Below are 17,395 nucleotides of genomic sequence, written 5' to 3'. Positions count from 1 at the left end.
CTTGAACACCTTAATTGTATCGCGTTTGGAGTTTTTTGGTATAACCTTCGATGCGCACCCGCATAGCGGGTGGTTTTTTTGTCTCGCACCTAACGGAGCGAGACGGACTGAAAGTCACATAAGAAAAAACTGGGATTTCCCAGTTTTTAATGATTATAGGTAAAGTAATTTGAAGAGCGCTACTGCTGCAATAGCTGCTGCAATCGGTGCAACTACTGGTACCCAAGCATACCACCATTTTGAATCACCCTTGTGTTGACCAAGGATTGATTTTGGAAGGAAGGCATGAAGGAGACGTGGTCCAAAGTCACGAGCTGGGTTCAAACCAGGTCCTGTAGGTCCGCCAAGTGAAGTAACCAAGGCCATTACTAGGAAACCAAGTGCCAAGTGAGCAACAGAAAGTCCTGAAGCTGTATGAGGCGCTACTTGAGCTTTAATTGCCAAATCAGAGAAGTCAACATTTTGACCAGCTTGAGTTGCCATTTGTTTCATGTATTGTAGGACTTCAGCTCCAAAGAAGTTCTTTGTCAAACCAAGTGCTGCAAAGAAAAGAACGAATGAACCAACGAACTCGTTGATAAAACCATTAACTGTTGCAGCGAAGCGTGATTCTTTTGTACCGTGGTCCAAACTTGAAATTGTTGAGAAAGTTCCCAAGATATTGTTTGCTTTTTCAGTTTGCAAGTAGTAAGGACGGTGAGTTGCAACAACCAAGGCTTGTCCGAAGATTGCTCCCAAGACTTGTGCAACGATGTATGGTGCTACTTGTGCCCAAGGGAAAAGTCCGCTAACTGCTAGACCAAGAGTGAAGGCTGGGTTGATGTGGTTACCAGAAACATTACCAAACATCAAGGCAGGGATCATAACCCCCATACCGTAACCAACAGCGATAACGAGCCAGCCACTTTGGTGACCTTTCGTACCTTTAAGTTCAACGTTGGCAACTGCACCATTTCCCAAGATAATCAAGATGGCTGTTCCCAAAAATTCAGTGGCATATTTGACTGCCCATGCGAAATCCATTGATAGATTCTCCTTAATATTTTTTAGACAATCCCTATTCTATCAATTTTTAAGCCTTTTAGCAACAGATTTTCTAAAAGAATCCTGCGGGAAAACGCTTTTATTTCAAGTCTACAAAAAAGACCTAACAAAGAGAGTTTGTTAAGTCAAAATTTTAATTATTCTTGACGCTGACCAAAGTCCTTAATCATCTGATCCATTTCTTCACGACTTGACGTCGTTAGCATATAGAGAAAGTCTCCTTGCAATTCAGCAAAGGCAGCCGGCATGATTTTCTTGACCTTGAACTGGTGACCATATTTGGTGAGCAAGTCTTCTTCTGAATAAACATAGTTGGCATTAGCGCGACGAGATGTTGCCAAGCAGTATAGAGGATCGAATTGAGAAGCTGGGAATGGTTCACCCGCAACGATCGCTGCATAGCCCTTGTACAAATCAAAGGAATGCGCATAGTTATAGACATCAATAGTGAAGCCACCCGCTGGACGGTTATTGTACTCAATGGCAATATAATCATCACCCTCACGGAAGAACTCTATATGGAAGAAACGTTCTTTCATACCAAATTCTTTGACGATAGCCTCACCATATTTACGCAATTTTGGATCCATATCTTTGAGAACATAGTAGGAATTGTCCATCTTATAGATCATGAGATCGAGAGGTGTATGTGCGTAGTCAAAGGTCGTAGAAAAGACAATATTTCCATCTCTATCTACCAAACCATCGAAGGTACAGATCTCACTAGAGATGACAAATTTTTCAAAGAAATAAACAGTTGAGTGATCCCATTCAGCTTTAAAGTGATTGACATCAATTTCTGTTTCAAGCTTGAAAGTTGCGGCAGCTCCCACTCCATTGTCAGGTTTGGCAATCATGGGAAGGCCGATTTCTTTCACAGCTTTGTCAACATCTGCTTCTGTTTCAATGACAGCACCTGGCACAACTGGAACCCCAGCTTTTTTGAAGAGTTTTTTCATCTCAGACTTGAACTTGGTCTTCTTAAGGTCATCTGGTTTGGCACCAAAGACATTGAATTGTTCACGAAGGGCAGCGTCCAATTCTAGCCAGTATTCATTGTGTGATTCAATGCGATCAATTGGACCATGTTTATAGAAAAGAAAGGCAACTGCACGTTTAACCTCATCGATATTTTCAAGATTATCAACTCGGAAATATTCAGTCAAGATATTGCGTAATGGTTCATCTAGTTGTTCATAGGGTTCTTGCCCAATCCCTAGAACGGTGATTCCTTTATTGGCTAGCTCAATACTAAACTGTTGGAAATTTTGTGGGTAATAGGGTGAAATTACAAGATAATTCATAAGCGACTCCTTTTATAGACTCATGTGACCGAGGAAATATGGCATTTGTTTACGCCACCACTCCCAATCGTGGGCGACATCGTGTCCCCATTCAGCAAACCAGGCAGGAATTTGTTTTTGATCGAAGGCTTCTTTGAGCTTGTAGTAAGAAGGTAGGCCATCATGTTCCCAAGCACCTAGTCCCGTACAAACCACAATTTCAGCATGACGGTAACGGTCAATAAACCAACCATCATTTTGATTCCAGATATAATCTACTGGTGAATTTTGATAGATGGCATCGTCGTTGTAGTAATCACCAACGAAGAAACGTGCATCGTAGACACCACTAAGAGCAATGACTTTGGTGAAGACATCCGGATGTTGTAGGAAAAAGTTAAGAGCATGGTAAGCTCCCATAGAGCAACCTGTCGTCATCATGCCATCGAACCAGCCCGTCTTATGCTTGATAAAAGGAATAGCTTCTTCAATAACGTATCGCTCATAAGCACGGTGCATTTCAGCTTGGTCATGACCGTTTTTCCATGTCGCAAGCCAGCTCTCGCTATCGACACTTGAAAGTGTAAAGAACTGAACACGGCCCTCCTCAATAAAAGATGCACATGCATCAATCATGCCAAAATCATAGTATTCATTATGACTACCACCTGAAGAAGGAAAGACTACAATAGGTATACCCGCATGTCCATAACGGTTGATGTACATTTCACGATTTAGATTTCCACTCCAGTGGCTAAGATGTTCAATATTCATATCCTGTCTCCTTTATACTATTTACCAATTTTCTGCAAAAAAACGTAGACAAGCTGGAAGATTTTCTGACCATGGCACTTCATGGTGAATGGCTCCAGCCTGAACCTTGAGTGAGAGATTTTCCAACTGCACTCCACCCGCTATCAAATCATGATAATAGCGAAGGGAAGAGTCGATATAGGCCTGCTTAATATTGCCAGCCATGAGGGTCTTGTCTGTATCATCAGCTTCTTCTGTTCCAACATAGATAAAAATTCGTTGGTCAGGTAAGAGTTTTTTACGCTCGATATAGCGATCAAAGGCCTCTTGGTGGAGCCAGTTAGCTGATGAGAAAACTCCCAAGCACCCAATCTGATCTTGATACTCCAAGCCGATAAACTGGGTAATATTGCCACCAAGTGAAGATCCTATCATAGCAGTGTGTTTACGGTCTGATTTTGTCCGATAGTTTTCATCAATAAAGGGCTTAACCACTTCCATGACAAACTCAGCGTACTCGACGCCCTTACCACCAAATTGTTGACCAGGGATGTTAGACTCTTGGAATTTCCAAGCTGCATACTCATTCATTCGACCAAGTCCATCATTGTCAATAGCCACAACAATCATACGGCTGATATCTGGATTTCGCTTGATAGCAGGAATAATCTTCCAGGAATGTCCAACGTAAGATTCCTTACTATAAAAGACATTTTGTCCATCATGGAAATACACCACTGGGTAGCTTCTATCCGTGTCTTTTTCATAGTTTTTTGGAAGGAGAACACGTACGCGACGCTCCTTACCTGTGTAGGGAACCACTAATTTATGCTCTCGCATTTTCAGGTAAAAATAGGATTGATTCATTGTCAGAAAACTCTCTATATTCAAAATTTTATCTAATTATATCATAAAAATAGAAAAAAAGTCAGTTTCCGTCCAAATTTAAGACAATAAACTAACTTTTTTTACTTATTTCATCTTTTCCTCTGGTTTTTCTGATTAAAGGAGGTCATCGATCAACTCATCGACTGCATCCTTCTCAGCTTGAGGCGTAATTTCAGTAATCATAATTCCTGCTACTGCTCGCTCAACTAATCCTTCGACATCCATTCGTGTTTCATACTGTTCAGCATTCTTAATCTTAGGATTTGTCTTCGGACGATCAGGCGCAAAAATCGTACAGCAATCTTCAAAGGGCTGGATAGAAATTTCAAAGGTATCAATTTCTTGCGCAATGTCAATGATTTCTAGCTTATCCATAGTCACAACTGGACGGATAATCGGTGTATTAGTCACCGCATTGATAGCCTGCATACTCTCCAGGGTTTGGCTTGCCACCTGACCAAGACTTTCACCATTGATGATGACCAAACCATTTCGGACCTCACGGATACGATCTGTAATGCGCATCATAAAGCGGCGAGTCAGAGTCATGAGGTAGGCTTCTGGAGCCTTAGCCTTGATTTCCTCCTGAATCTCCGTGAATGGCACTTCGATAAACTGGATGTTCCCACCGAATTTGGTCAATTTACGGGTCAAATCTTGCGCTTTCTTGAGGGCACCTGGACTTGTATATGGTGGACTCGCAAAGTGAACAGCCTCAATATCTACACCACGTTTTAGAGCTAGATAACCAGCAACAGGTGAGTCAATCCCACCTGACAACATGAGCATACCTTTACCAGAAGTTCCAACTGGTAAACCACCTGCTCCTCGAATGGTTTCATATGAAAGGTAGGCTGCTTCTTCACGAATCTCCACTTGCAGATTGATATCAGGATTTTTCATTTGGACTTGAACGTTTGGAATAGCATCAAATACTGCTCCACCAAGTGTTTGGTTGAGTTCTCGACTGTCTAACTCAAAGTTATGGTCGCTTCGCTTACTTGAGATTTTAAAAGTCATTCCTTCCTTGTAGATGTCCTTCATAATCTCTTGGACAGCAGATTTCAGAACTTCTACAGATTTTTCAACCTTATATACTGGAGAAAAGTTTTGAATCCCGAAAACTTGCTTGAGTGACTCTGCCACTGGTTCATAATCTGCCCCATTCAGATAAGCATGGGCACGATCGCGGTCTGCTGTCACTTTAACTTGAGGATAGATGGACAAAACGTCTGAGATATTATTACGTAGTTTATTGATGAAACGCATACGGTTTTTACCCTTGGTTGAAAGCTCTCCGTAGCGAATCATAATTTCTGAATACTGCATGAATGCTCCTATCTTACTTTTTTAGTTTGATTGTAAATTAATTTTAGTTTAGTCAAAAATTGCTCAACTTGACTCATGTCATTTTCTAGGTCTAGGCTTAGACGAACTGCTGACTGGGCCTTATCCTTTTCAATCCCCATGGCAATCAGGGTCCCAGCAGGTTTCCCAGCCTTGGACGAGCAAGCTGATGTTGTAGAAATGAAAATATCATAGTCTTCAAATGCGTGAACAATGACTTCACCACGGACCCCCTTAATCCCAAAGGTCAAAATATGAGGTACAAAGTCTTCCTCACCTGAGAAGACAAAAATGTCTGGATATTCAAGAAGAGCCTGACGGATGACTTCCTTCATCTGACTCGTTTTGTTAGAAAACAATTCCAATCTTTCCATAGCTAGACGCAGTGCCTTGGCTGTTGCTGCAATTCCTGCTACATTCTCAGTTGTTGAACGATAGTCACGCTCTTGGCCACCACCAGTTAAAAGCGGTGTAATTTTCTTGCCAGACTTGATATAGACAAATCCAACACCACGAACTCCGTGGAATTTATGACTGGAGAAGGTTGCAAAATCCACTCGGTCTGTCAAATACTTTTCTGTCGGAATCTTGGCCAAGGCCTGAACAGCATCTACATGGAAAGAAATGGTTGGTTTATCCGCTAAAAGTTCTGAAATAGCTTGAATGGGCTGGATGGAGCCAATTTCATTGTTGACTGCCATGATGGAAACTAGTGTGGTATCAGGACGAAGTAAACCTGCTAAGGCCTCTACATCTACAAATCCCTTTTCATCGACTGGTGCAAAATCCACTTCAAAACCTTGAGTCTTAAGCCAAAGAGCTGACTCCTTGACTGCTGGGTGCTCAATAGCTGACACAATAATGTGTTTGCCAAATTGTGCTTTTTCAAATGCAACACCTTTGATAACCCAGTTATCCCCTTCAGTACCACCAGATGTAAAGAAAATTTCCTCGCTTTTCTTGCCAATCAAATCTGCAATCTGTTGACGAGAAGCTTCTAAAATTCTGGTAGACTGGTCTCCCAAACGATGGAGACTTGAAGGATTTCCAATAATCTTTGAAGCCACCTGCATATAAGTCTCTAACGCTTCAGGATATGGCTTAGTCGTTGCCGAATTATCAAAGTAAATCATGGTTTCTCACGCTTTCTAAAATCACTCCTTCTATTGTATCACGAAACAGTTCAGGCGACAAGAAAGGCAATTCAGGTTCATTTAAGTTTTTTTTAAAGATTTTCGGTATAATGAATTTTAGTAAAGGAGAGATATTATGTCTAATTATCGTAGAACATCAAAACCTAAAACAGAACACATCAAAAAAGGATTTACTGTTTTTCAAAAAACGATTGCTACTATCGGTAGTATTCTGGGGCTGATTACTGCAAGTATCACCATCATGAATGCTATGAATAATAATAACAATAACTCTAAAAAAGAAACTACGACAACCCAGACAACAGTCATAAAAGAGATTCAAAAGGAATCCCCTCAAGAGAATACTACTCCAAACAAGGACAATACTTCTACAAAAGAAAACACACAAGAAGAAACAACAAGTCAATCTAGTAGCAGTGCAGAAAGTAAGAAAGAAGATACTAGCAGTAAACAAGAACAACCGACTGTTCCTTCATCTAGCACTCAAACAACAGATACAAAAACATCTACTACTAATGGAGCTTCCTAAAAGAACGATCTAACAGCCAGTGATTGAATCGCTGGTTTTTTATTGCTATCTTCAGCATTTATCAGCAAAAGTTGTTCTTTGCAACAGAAAAATGATCAGCCTTTAAACCAATCATTTTTTGAATATATTTTATACTCAATGAAAATCAAAGAGCAAACTAGGAAGCTAGCCGCAGGTTGCTCAAAACACTGTTTTGAGGTTGTGGATAGAACTGACGAAGTCAGTAACAAATATACGGCAAGGCGACGCTGACGTGGTTTGAAGAGATTTTCGAAGAGTATTAGCTAAAAACTAAAAATAGATAGTTTAAAATAGATACCAGTACTAGCACTCCGTTATTTAGCAAATGAACAGCTATGGAATCAAGGATATTCCCTCTACGAGCATAGGCTAAGTAAAATATCACTCCCAGTAAAAAATAAGTTACAAACTCTATCGGATAAAACATATGCAGGTAGCCAAAAATCGCAGAACTTATTAGCAATTTCAACCACTTTTGATCTTCTTTAAAAAAATAGTGGCTGAAGAATCCTCTAAATACTAATTCTTCCATGATTGGAGCAAATATACCAATTGCAAAATGAAAGGCGATGAAAAATAGAGGAAAAACACGAGTAACCTGCTCATTTGCGGCCATCAAGGCAGCATCGTTAGCGGAAGTTGGATTTCCAGTAACCACTTGGATTAGGAGAGTACCTACAATCGCTACTAGTCGAGTAGCCACATAAAATAAAAGGGCTATTCCAAAATCCTTCCAGGTAAATTTGAGAGTCTTCTGCTGGTCTGGAACTTTCTTTTTATACTGTCTCCAAACAGCAACTAGCAAGAAAGTAGCCAGTACCAAATACCCAATACTAGTCATCCACTTTAAGGATAGAGAACTAGAGTCTTCGAGAACCAGCATTCTCATGGGAAATGTATTTACATTTATAATCAGTAAGATCATTCCTACAAATTTTAAACTATTTTTCAACTTTTGCAAACCACTACCTCTTCTTTCCTGAACTCCAGCATCTCTAGTTACTAACGATGCTCATCTGTGTTTTCTTTCCTCTTTATAGATTTCTACTCCCTTAATCAGGGATAGTAAGACAAGGATAACCCCAATATCTAAATTGATCAAACTACCTCCATTAGCGAATAAATACAAACCCAAGCAGGCTTGCGCTAAGGGATAGGCATATTTATTAAATTTCATAGATACTCCCCAAAGCTTTCTACAAATAAAGGAATGAATAGAATAACTTCTTAGTCTTGCTCACAAGAGAACATCAAATTTCAGATTTTCTTTTTTCTACTAGCTATCTCTAAATCCAATCCAATAATACTCTTCAGATTAATTTGTAAGATCGGTTTAATTCTTTTAGGATTGAACCAGACCACCGAATTATTAAATCATGTTTAGGAACAATCATAGTTTAGCATTTATTTCTAGGAAAAGATTGCTCTTTCTTAAATTGTCATCAAAACATCCTAAATGGTAGAAATTGGCTTGCGACTTAACCCAATCTAAGGACTTCGTCAGGAGTTAAAAATATTCTGGTCAAAGAACTTCAATGACCATCAGCTTCCTCACTTTAAGAAAAAGCGAACAAGACCAGATTCTGTTTATCAGAAAACTAGTTTTGTCCGCTTTTTATAATCGAGATTAGTCTCTTGATCCAATCTCTATGACTTAGATGCTTTTACATCATCTTATTCGTCGTCTTTTTTCTTTCCCATAGCAAACATACCAAGAAGTGCTCCTACAACACCAACGGCTGCAAGGTCGGCATTTTCTTTAGTACCTGTCTCTGGGAGCTTGTATGGATGACTTGCAGGTGCTTGGTAGGTCTTATCTTGTGACATAGTAAGAGCTACAAGAGACTGCTCATCTTTGTATTCTGGAATCTCATGGACAGCTCCTTCTGCTCCATTGACACCACCTGTGAATTCTGGGCTTACTTCTTGAACAGCTGCTGCTTCACCATTCACACCACCAGTAAATTCTGGGACTTCATGGATAGCTGCTTCTGCTCCATTGACACTGCCTGTGAATTCTGGGCTTACTTCCTGAACAGCTACTTCTTCACCTGCTGTACCAATAGCTCCTGTGTATTCTGGAACTTCTACTACCGGTGCTGCTTCGTCACCTGCTGTACCAATAGCTCCTGTATATTCTGGAACTTCTTGAACAGCTGCTTCGACTGCATTAACGCCGCCTGTGAATTCTGGGACTTCTACTACTGGTGCTGCCTCATCACCTGCTGTGCCAATAGCTTCAGTGTATTCTGGATCTTCTTGAACAGCTGCTTCGACTGCGTTTACGCCGCCTGTGTATTCTGGAACTTCTACTACTGGTGCTGCCTCATCACCTGCTGTGCCAATAGCTTCAGTGTATTCTGGAGCTTCATGAACAGCTGCTTCAACACCATTTACGCCACCAGTAAATTCTGGGACTTCTACTACTGGTGCTGCCTCATCACCTGCTGTGCCAATAGCTTCAGTGTATTCTGGATCTTCATGAACAGCTGCTTCAACACCATTTATGCCACCCTTGAATTCTGGTACTTCTACTACTGGAGCTGCTTCTTCACCTGCTGTGCCAATAGCTTCAGTGTACTCTGGAACTTCTTGAACAGCTGCTTCGACACCATTTACGCCACCGGTAAATTCTGGAACTTCTACTATTGGTGCTGCTTCACCACCCTTACTTGTAGTTGGAGCTGGTTTCTCTGGTTCTTCCGGAAGTTCTTGGTGGAATGTCGTCATTTCATAGAACTCTGGTTTGCCACCTTCCCAAACAAGTTTGACATCCAATAATGGAGACTTATCTCTGACAGCAAATGTTTGGAAGCTTGAGGTAATCTCACCTAGTTCTGACCAAGCATCTGCTTTATCCTCTTTCAGAGTACGAGCAAGCACACGAGCTTTCACTCCTTGTGGAAGACTTGAAACAAGTCGGATATGATTTGCGTCTGTTGGTTCTGACAAGTGGTAGACAAGCTCACCTTGTTCTTTCTCAGCCTTGTAGCTTGTCAATACTTTGCCATCCACAAGGTTTGTGTATAGGTTTCCTTGGCTTTCACCGCTGTTTCCTTCAACAGTTGGGTCATTGATTGGTTTCACGAATTCACCATCATTGATAACCAACTCAGTGAAACCTACAAAACGAGCATCATAGTCTGCTGTAAATAGAACACGGAGGTAGTTGGCTTTAACTGGACTTGAAAGTTCACCCTCGATATAGCGATTTCCTGGCATCTTAGAATCATGTGTCCAGCCATCGGTCAAGGAATCATCACGTGTTTCATTAGCAAGGCCATCACCAACTGTTACAACATCTGTCCAAGTCTTACCATCTTGACTGACTTGAATCTTACCATCACGGAGATAGTTTTGAGTGCCGTCTTGGATGTAAGCCCTAATCTTCTTAATATCACGTTCACTACCAAGTTTCAAGGTGATATGACCATCTTTACGAGCATAATCAGAAAACTCTACAAAGTTATTGTAAACACCATCGAACAACTGATCCAAGTTCTTGATCTTACGAACGTCATTTCTACCGTATGTTGGGTGGATTCCCATTGATGTAGAATCAAGTGTGGTTGGTTGAACTTCTTTTGTCTTAACAAGTAGAGATGTTGCTGTCACTACTTGTTCTTGATCAGTCTTATTAACCAGACGAACATAACGTACCAAGGACTTATCAGTCACTTGATCAGCTGGATACCATTCTTGGGCGTTTGGAGAGAATTCCAAGTTGAGGGATGGATTTGCTGTACCAAGTGCTTGAATGCTTTCAGCTTGGTGAAGACGATCAAGTTTCATACCCAAGTAGCTATGAGCTGGAAGCTTAGTTCCGCTTGGAATTTGAAGGTCATAACGGCCTAGGCTGTCATAAACTGGAGTTGACTTCAAGCTCTCAACGTTTGTATCAGTCAATTCGCTATTGCCTGCACGTGTTTCAACTGAGAAGTCAGCGATACGCCACCATAGGTTGATGTTCTTAGTGTTGCGTACTCGGACGTAGCGAGCTGAAATTGGAGTTTCGATTTCTTTAGTTTGTTCACCAGTCAAGCGATCCAATTCTTGCCATGAGCTACCATCTGCAGAATATTCAAGAACACCTTCTGCCAATTTATCTCCTGATCCTTGAACAAGACGAACCTTAGTCACAGGTTTAACTTCACCCAAGTCAAGTTGTACCCAACCATTAACTGGAGTGGTGTCTGTTCTATCAGCATTTGCAAGCATGGCTTCAGTGTTATCACGTCCATCTGTAATCTGAGCAACTGTTGTGTTGTACTTGTACATGAGATTTGGACTAATCGTCACAGTAGCTGACTGTTTAGCACGAGTAACTTCTACAGGACGGTTAACAGCGATTTCTCTTACAGCAAACCAAGTATTATCACGATCAGAAGTAGCAATCATACGAACAGCTTTGGCGTTGATGTTGAGGTTTTCAAACTTAAGCAGAGGTTCATTACCAGTGTAGCTTGGTTCTGAAAGGGTTACCCACTCATCATTTTCATTGAGGTACTCAACCTTAGCATTGTTGAAGGTATCACGAGGATTTGCTTGAGTTCCCATTGCAAATGTCAAGTTTTGGATTGGAACAGCTTTGTTAAATTTCAAGCCAATGTAGTCACCAGTTTGGATACTGTTTGGTGATTTGATCAATGCATGAGTTCCTAGATCTCCGTCAGTCACTTCAGCAAGTCCGCCTTCAACACCTGTACGGTTAGTGATAAAGGTACTAATCACTTGATCAGGATGCAAGGCTTTTTGAACTTCTGTTGCCAAGATTTCACGCAATCCAAGCAAGAATGGACGGATATGTTGAACACCCAACTCAGCTTTTTCATCATGGTCTACATAATGGAAGGTATAAGTTTGAGACTGTTCATATAGTTTCAATCCCTTATAGTAGCTATCCCAAAGTTTTGCAGAATCATTTGTAGCAATGGCTTCTGTACCATCAAGAAGAGCACTCAAGGCATCCATTTGGTCAATGGTATTATCCAACCAATAGTGGATTTGAGCACGCATCTTTTCATCACCAGATGCTTTATAAAGTTGTGCTGCAGCTTTTAGTTTCGCAAATTCTGCACGCAATTCTTGACGCTCTGCACTGACATCTTGACCAGCTTTCAACTTAGACATGAAGGATTCTAATTTCGGTGCAAGTTCAACAGACTCTTCCAATTTCACAACACGACCATCCATGTTTTGGTTGATCATATGTTTACCAAGCTCACGGAAAGCAACAGATGCTTCGCTATCTGTAAACTTACCGTTTTCAACAAAGTTGAAGGCAATGTCATTCACTCTCTTAGCTTCTTCTTCTGACTTCCATTGTTTCCATGCATATTGAGCTGCAGAGAAGAGGGCAATCTTAGAAGGTTCAGATTGTTGCATTGGGTTCAACATGATACCTGAAAGGAGACTAGGGTCTACATTTGGATGAAGGAATTTCTCACCGCCACCCAAGATCAAGTGTTGTTTAGAGTTATCTGTAACAGGCCAGTTTACCCATAGAGAAACTGGTCGGTAGGTCTTCCCTCCTGCAGTCAGGTTATTCTTGAGGTTAGAGAGGAAGCTTTCAGACACTTCACCCCAAATCTTACCACCAGTAAGGGTCATAGAAGTTGAACTTGGAAGATTTTCGTTGAGTGATTTCAACTCATCTTCACGTCCATTACCCCAATATTGACCTGGAACGAAAATCATTTCCTTACGAAGACCAACATAAGTTGCTTGTTTTTCAGTCAACCAATCTGTCATGTCCTTCATCAAGCGGTTGTAGCTATTGTAGCCACCAACTGGACTTGGAGCATCATCGGCTAGAATACCGAACTCACGGACACCGACATCCATCAATTGAGTGAATTTAGCCTTAATGGTTTCAAGGTCTTTTTGGTAGTCAGCATCGTTGCCAAAACGAATACGGTTGTTCATGAATGGGTGGATAGTCCAAACATAACGAGTTTTGTTTTGGTTTCCGACACGTGCCAATTCACGGATTTCAGCTAATTTTTCTTCTGGATAAAGTTCACGCCATTTCTTGTTGTGGTATGGATCGTCTTTTGGTGCAAAGAAGTATTGAGTCAACTTCAAGTCACCACCATAGCGCATCAACTCAGCACGATCAGCATTGCTCCATGGATTTCCATAGTAACCTTCGATAAAACCACGATTCTTAATTTCAGCGAAGTCTTCAACTGTTACATTACGCAAGACTGGAGCTTCGCTTTCATTAAGCATGTGTTTGAGAGTCGTCAAACCATAGAAGACAGCATCTGTATCCTTACCGACGATAGAGATTGTGTTGCCTTTGATTGACAAGGCATAGGCATCAATCTTATCAAAGAGTCCTTGAGATAGACTTGGCATTTCTTTTTCAGCCTGTGAATTTTGTCCATGAACACCAAGATAGATATTTGTTGCACCTGCTACAGGTGTTTGGCTGCTTGTGTATGAAATTTGATGATCTTGTAGGACACTCTTCAAGCGGTTACGAGTATAGATATCTAACTGATCGCCCATAACAAGATTTACTTGTTTATGGAGTTTCGTAACGCCTTCACCATAAGTTACTTTTTGTGGTGTAGGGAATACCTTGTACTCTTTCTTGAGATAGTCTTGACTTTGTGTTGCTGCAGCAACTACGTCATCACTAGCAGGTTTGCTAGCTACAAAGCTATCAGCGAGTTCAGTGGTACCATCACCCATTTCCTCAACTTTAGGTTTTTCTGGAGTGACAGGGTTCTCAGGAGTAACTGGTTTTTCCGGAGTAACTGGCTCTTCTGGTTTGCTATCAGAAAGTGGCTTAAGAAGTTGAATCTCTGCTGCACTACCAAATCCACGCACACCTTCTAGAACTTTAAACTCTATCTTATCTGTTTCAATAGCTTCAAAGTTTACTGTTTTTTCTTTGGCATTATTTTCCCAAGTTCCTGAAGCAACTTTGACCATTTGGCCATCTTTTTGAGCATAGATTTCGTAAGATGTCACGACACCATTGCCACCACCTGGGCGTGGAAGGTAGGTCAGACCATTTACTTTTTCTGCTGCTTTCAAGTTCATTGCCACTGTAAATGGAGCTTGATGTCCAGACCATTTTGAATGCCAGAAGGTATTTGGATCATTGTCAAAGGCTTTTTCTACTGGACCTTCTGCATTGGTTCCTGGTAATTCCTGACTTGTTGCAGAAACTGTAAATTTATCATTTGGAATCAAACGTGGATTTACGAATGGTTCATTTGACAACTCAGCACTATGCAAGATTCCTTTGAAGCCACCGATTGTTTCAAGAGGTAGAACTAAACTATTATGAGCAAAGCGAGGGTAAGCTGGATTTGCAATACGTTCAACTTTTTCGCCATCTACATAAACTTCAGTCACTTGAGGTTTGGTTACAACAGAAATTTGATAACGTTTGTTCTTTTCAAGTTTTTTGTTAAATTGGATATGGAATTGTTCAAATTTATAAGCGAGGTAGCCATCCTTATCCGCAAGATAAAGTTGGTTGTCTCCGCTAGTTGAGAAGGTTTGTTGCCCATCACCAGTTACAGTGACATCCAATTTCAAGACATGACTCGGACCAACATCACCAACAAGACCTTCGATAGTGCTATCTTTTTCGAAGTTCAAACCTGCTTCAGTCTTCTGTACTTTCTTAGCAAGATAATCTTTGACAGTATCTGGATTAATCTTGAACAAGTCACTTTCTTCTACTGTCTTATCAGGGTTAGATTGCGGTGCATAAACACTTGTTGGCAAGGTACGCTCTGCAAAAGTCTTACCTGCGCGATCTGAACCCCAAGTGCGTTCTGCAGTCGTCTGCATACTCTTGAAGAAACGTTTAAAGATATCGTAAGAAGTAAGTCCAGTTTCGTGAAGGTCAATATTGTCATTCCATACAGCGTGACCACCACCGATAATGTTTGGATTAGATGCTTCTAATCGAGGTCCTCCACCTGTTGTAAAGTCATTTGGAGTCCAACTATTGTATTGACGCTCATAGCTTGCATAGTCTCCGTAACCACCTTGACTATTGCTTCCACTAGGAACACTATAGGTTGGAATATCTGTGATATTGATAATCTTAGCACCTTGAGCAATAGCATCAGCTGGACGTTGCCATCCGATACTCCAGATATCAACTTCTACATCTTTCCAATCAACTGGCGTTGAACCTGGTTTAGCACTAAGTGAACCCCAAATACGTGGTGTATAGCCTTTTCCTTTGATGTACTGGATCATATCGTTTACAAAGCGACGATAACTTTCCGGATTTCCGTAGTACTCATCTGTACCGATATGAACTGTTGAAACGCCATGAAGTGGTGCATCTTCACCATCAAGCAATTTATCATAGACTGATTTGACAAAAGCAAGAGTTTCATCGTACTTATTATCCAAGTCCAACATAGCCACACGTTCTACATTGTGTTTTCTCTCACTAAGTCGCCCCTTATACATCAAGTCTGGACGAACTTTAACGAATGATAGAGCGTGACCTGGAGTGTCAATTTCAGGAACAAGGTTGATATGCAAAGCTTTTGCTAACTTAATGATTTCTTGCATCTCTTCCTTGGTGTAGTGCTCTTTTGATGTTAATTTTTCACCATTGTCACCAACAACATCTGTTTCTACACGGAAGCCAGTCTTAGCATTTTTTAGGACATAATCCAGTTCCTCTTGAGGAGTAAGATTTTTCCCTGCTAAATGATCTTTTAAGAAGATATAGTTGTCATTCAAGTGCAACTGCAAGTCGTTCATCTTGTAGTAGGCCATGTTGAGCATGATATCCACGAGAGTATCATAAGGAATAAACTTACGACCTGTATCTAGCATAAAGCCACGGTGACTAAAGCTTGGGAAATCACGAATTTCACCGTTCTGTAGGTCTGTTTCTCCCATTTGAAGGAGAGTACGGGTTGCATAAAAGGCACCTGCATTTGTTGCAGCTTCTACTGTGATAACTCCATCTTTAATGGTGATACCATAGCCTTCTTTGCCATAACCCTTGTCTTCAACCTTCTTAAATTCAATTCGTTTTTGAGCTGTTTGATCACCTGTAGCGATTTCTAGCCCACGACTTTCAAGGTCAGTCTGATAGAATTTCGCTTCTTGACCAAATCCAGAATCTCCGACTGAAATAACAGTATCAGCTGTAATAGAAGTTTTGCCTTCAGTTCCATACCATTGTTGAACTGCTGGAGCAACTGCTGGTTTAGTTCCAACACCTTCGTCTGCATGTAACCCTTTAATAAGGACTTCAAATTCTTTTGTGAAGGTATGAGTATCCTTGATTTGTTGGACCATTACCTTAACAGTTTGGTCTGTTAAGGGTTTGTAGATTTTGTTATTAAGATCAACAACTCCCTGTTTGTTGCTACCAATCAAGCTAATTTTTCCTGGCAAGCTCGGTAAAACAAGTGACTTACCGTCTTCAGCAACTGTTAGTTCTGTAACTTGGCGAATGTCTGTCGGTTTGCTGGCATCAGGGATATTTGAATAAGCGCGAATCTCTTGGATACCAACATTTTTCCAGTTCATAGTACCAGCTTGATAGTCTGTGATTTCAAGTTTAAGGTATTTAGCTTGGATAGCTTCTTTTAAGTCAACCTTTTCATCAAGAACAGGTGTTCCTGTTCTTTGATGAGCCAACTTCCATTCTTTGTTACCTGAACCATTTACATCATCTTGCCCAGCGTAGTAGAGATTCCAAGATTTGATATTTGGATCGTTTTGTTGACCACGAAGACGGCGATCCCAATCAATTTCCACATGCTTAATTACAGTTGTCTTTTCAAGTGTAAATTCGATTGTTGGTTTCTCAACGTTTTGATCAGTAGCCCAACGAGTATCAGGTTTGCCATCAATTGCCTTTTCTGCTGTAAATGGTGTGTTGGCTTCATGGTTTGAAGCTGTGGCAGTTGCCTTTTCTAGATGATTGACATCTGGTGTTTCAACTAAATCCTTAGCAACTGGTTTTGTTTCAGCTTGAGGAGCAACTGTCGGAGTTTCTACTTCTTTCTTCGGAGTTTCTTCTACATTTGGCTGAGTTGCCACCTCAGTTGCTTTATTTTCGACGGCACCAGCATTTGCTTCAGCTTTATCAATAGCTGATGCTAAATCTGCTGGTAACTTTTCCAGTGGTTGAACCTGTGTTACTGCTCCCTCAGTTTCTACAGGAACTTCTTTTTCTGCCGCTTGAACCATTCCGGCACCAAAGATACTGGCACCAATCATGACAGAAGCTGCACCAATCGTAAATTTGCGAATACTGTAATGACACCGTTTCTCAAATAAGTGTTTTCCCATTTTTCTCCTGTTTCCTTTCATACGCTTCAAGAGTAAGCGTTCTCATTCCCCTTTAGAAAAAGAGAGGACCTAGAGGT

General features: G+C 40.9%; 10 protein-coding genes. 1 reads left to right on the top strand and 9 read right to left on the bottom strand.

All coding sequences use genetic code 11. From position 1 onward, the window contains the following. Positions 1-153 precede the first annotated feature (153 nt). The 6 genes from gla to QM877_RS07090 all read right to left on the bottom strand — a co-directional run bounded on the left by gla (position 154) and on the right by QM877_RS07090 (position 6,448). Complete coding sequence (gla, locus tag QM877_RS07115) at positions 154-1,023, bottom strand: aquaglyceroporin Gla (RefSeq protein ID WP_281335100.1); 870 nt, start codon at positions 1,021-1,023, stop codon at positions 154-156. A 158-nt stretch (positions 1,024-1,181) separates the two neighbouring features. Next, positions 1,182-2,348, bottom strand: coding sequence for an ATP-grasp domain-containing protein (locus tag QM877_RS07110; protein WP_414317990.1), 1,167 nt, complete (start codon positions 2,346-2,348; stop codon positions 1,182-1,184). A gap of 12 nt (positions 2,349-2,360) precedes the next feature. Next, complete coding sequence (locus QM877_RS07105; RefSeq protein WP_414317989.1) at positions 2,361-3,101, bottom strand: esterase family protein; 741 nt, start codon at positions 3,099-3,101, stop codon at positions 2,361-2,363. Positions 3,102-3,122: 21 nt separating this feature from the next. Beyond that, complete coding sequence (locus tag QM877_RS07100) at positions 3,123-3,947, bottom strand: alpha/beta hydrolase (RefSeq protein WP_414317988.1); 825 nt, start codon at positions 3,945-3,947, stop codon at positions 3,123-3,125. A gap of 135 nt (positions 3,948-4,082) precedes the next feature. Continuing rightward, on the bottom strand, positions 4,083-5,297 hold the full coding sequence (gene thiI / locus QM877_RS07095) for a tRNA uracil 4-sulfurtransferase ThiI (protein WP_414317987.1): 1,215 nt from the start codon (positions 5,295-5,297) through the stop codon (positions 4,083-4,085). 8 nt (positions 5,298-5,305) lie between these two features. Then, the gene (locus QM877_RS07090) at positions 5,306-6,448 is read right to left on the bottom strand and encodes a cysteine desulfurase family protein (RefSeq protein WP_414317986.1); all 1,143 of its coding nucleotides are present in this window, start codon (positions 6,446-6,448) and stop codon (positions 5,306-5,308) included. A gap of 136 nt (positions 6,449-6,584) precedes the next feature. On the opposite strand from QM877_RS07090, the gene QM877_RS07085 reads away from it, so the two are divergent. After that, positions 6,585-6,998, top strand: coding sequence for a DUF6556 family protein (locus QM877_RS07085; protein WP_281335094.1), 414 nt, complete (start codon positions 6,585-6,587; stop codon positions 6,996-6,998). A 280-nt stretch (positions 6,999-7,278) separates the two neighbouring features. Here QM877_RS07085 and QM877_RS07080 read toward each other — a convergent pair whose 3' ends face one another. The 3 genes from QM877_RS07080 to QM877_RS07070 form a co-directional block, all read right to left on the bottom strand. Continuing rightward, positions 7,279-7,860 carry a lysostaphin resistance A-like protein gene (locus QM877_RS07080; RefSeq protein ID WP_414317985.1) on the bottom strand — a complete coding sequence of 194 codons (582 nt, stop codon included), beginning with the start codon at positions 7,858-7,860 and terminating at the stop codon, positions 7,279-7,281. Between the two features lie 171 nt (positions 7,861-8,031). After that, positions 8,032-8,196: a hypothetical protein gene (locus QM877_RS07075; protein WP_007554479.1), complete on the bottom strand. Its 165-nt coding sequence runs from the start codon at positions 8,194-8,196 to the stop codon at positions 8,032-8,034. Between the two features lie 497 nt (positions 8,197-8,693). Continuing rightward, a complete protein-coding gene (locus QM877_RS07070; RefSeq protein ID WP_414317984.1) occupies positions 8,694-17,318 on the bottom strand; it encodes an SIALI-17 repeat-containing surface protein in 8,625 nt (2,874 codons plus the stop codon). Positions 17,319-17,395 lie beyond the last annotated feature (77 nt).

It is taken from the genome of Streptococcus infantis (genome assembly GCF_047463655.1).
GTDB lineage: Bacteria > Bacillota > Bacilli > Lactobacillales > Streptococcaceae > Streptococcus > Streptococcus infantis_Z.
The sequence above is the reverse complement of the archived record's forward strand: the minus strand, read 5'-3'. Positions and strand labels throughout refer to the sequence as shown.

What these genes read in the sequence shown, in the direction of transcription:
- QM877_RS07075 (WP_007554479.1), bottom strand. Translation starts at nt 8,196, where the DNA reads ATGAAATTTAATAAATATGCCTATCCCTTAGCGCAAGCCTGCTTGGGT.
- gla (WP_281335100.1), bottom strand. Translation starts at nt 1,023, where the DNA reads ATGGATTTCGCATGGGCAGTCAAATATGCCACTGAATTTTTGGGAACA.
- QM877_RS07100 (WP_414317988.1), bottom strand. Translation starts at nt 3,947, where the DNA reads ATGAATCAATCCTATTTTTACCTGAAAATGCGAGAGCATAAATTAGTG.
- QM877_RS07110 (WP_414317990.1), bottom strand. Translation starts at nt 2,348, where the DNA reads ATGAATTATCTTGTAATTTCACCCTATTACCCACAAAATTTCCAACAG.
- thiI (WP_414317987.1), bottom strand. Translation starts at nt 5,297, where the DNA reads ATGCAGTATTCAGAAATTATGATTCGCTACGGAGAGCTTTCAACCAAG.
- QM877_RS07085 (WP_281335094.1), top strand. Translation starts at nt 6,585, where the DNA reads ATGTCTAATTATCGTAGAACATCAAAACCTAAAACAGAACACATCAAA.
- QM877_RS07090 (WP_414317986.1), bottom strand. Translation starts at nt 6,448, where the DNA reads ATGATTTACTTTGATAATTCGGCAACGACTAAGCCATATCCTGAAGCG.
- QM877_RS07070 (WP_414317984.1), bottom strand. Translation starts at nt 17,318, where the DNA reads ATGGGAAAACACTTATTTGAGAAACGGTGTCATTACAGTATTCGCAAA.
- QM877_RS07105 (WP_414317989.1), bottom strand. Translation starts at nt 3,101, where the DNA reads ATGAATATTGAACATCTTAGCCACTGGAGTGGAAATCTAAATCGTGAA.
- QM877_RS07080 (WP_414317985.1), bottom strand. Translation starts at nt 7,860, where the DNA reads ATGACTAGTATTGGGTATTTGGTACTGGCTACTTTCTTGCTAGTTGCT.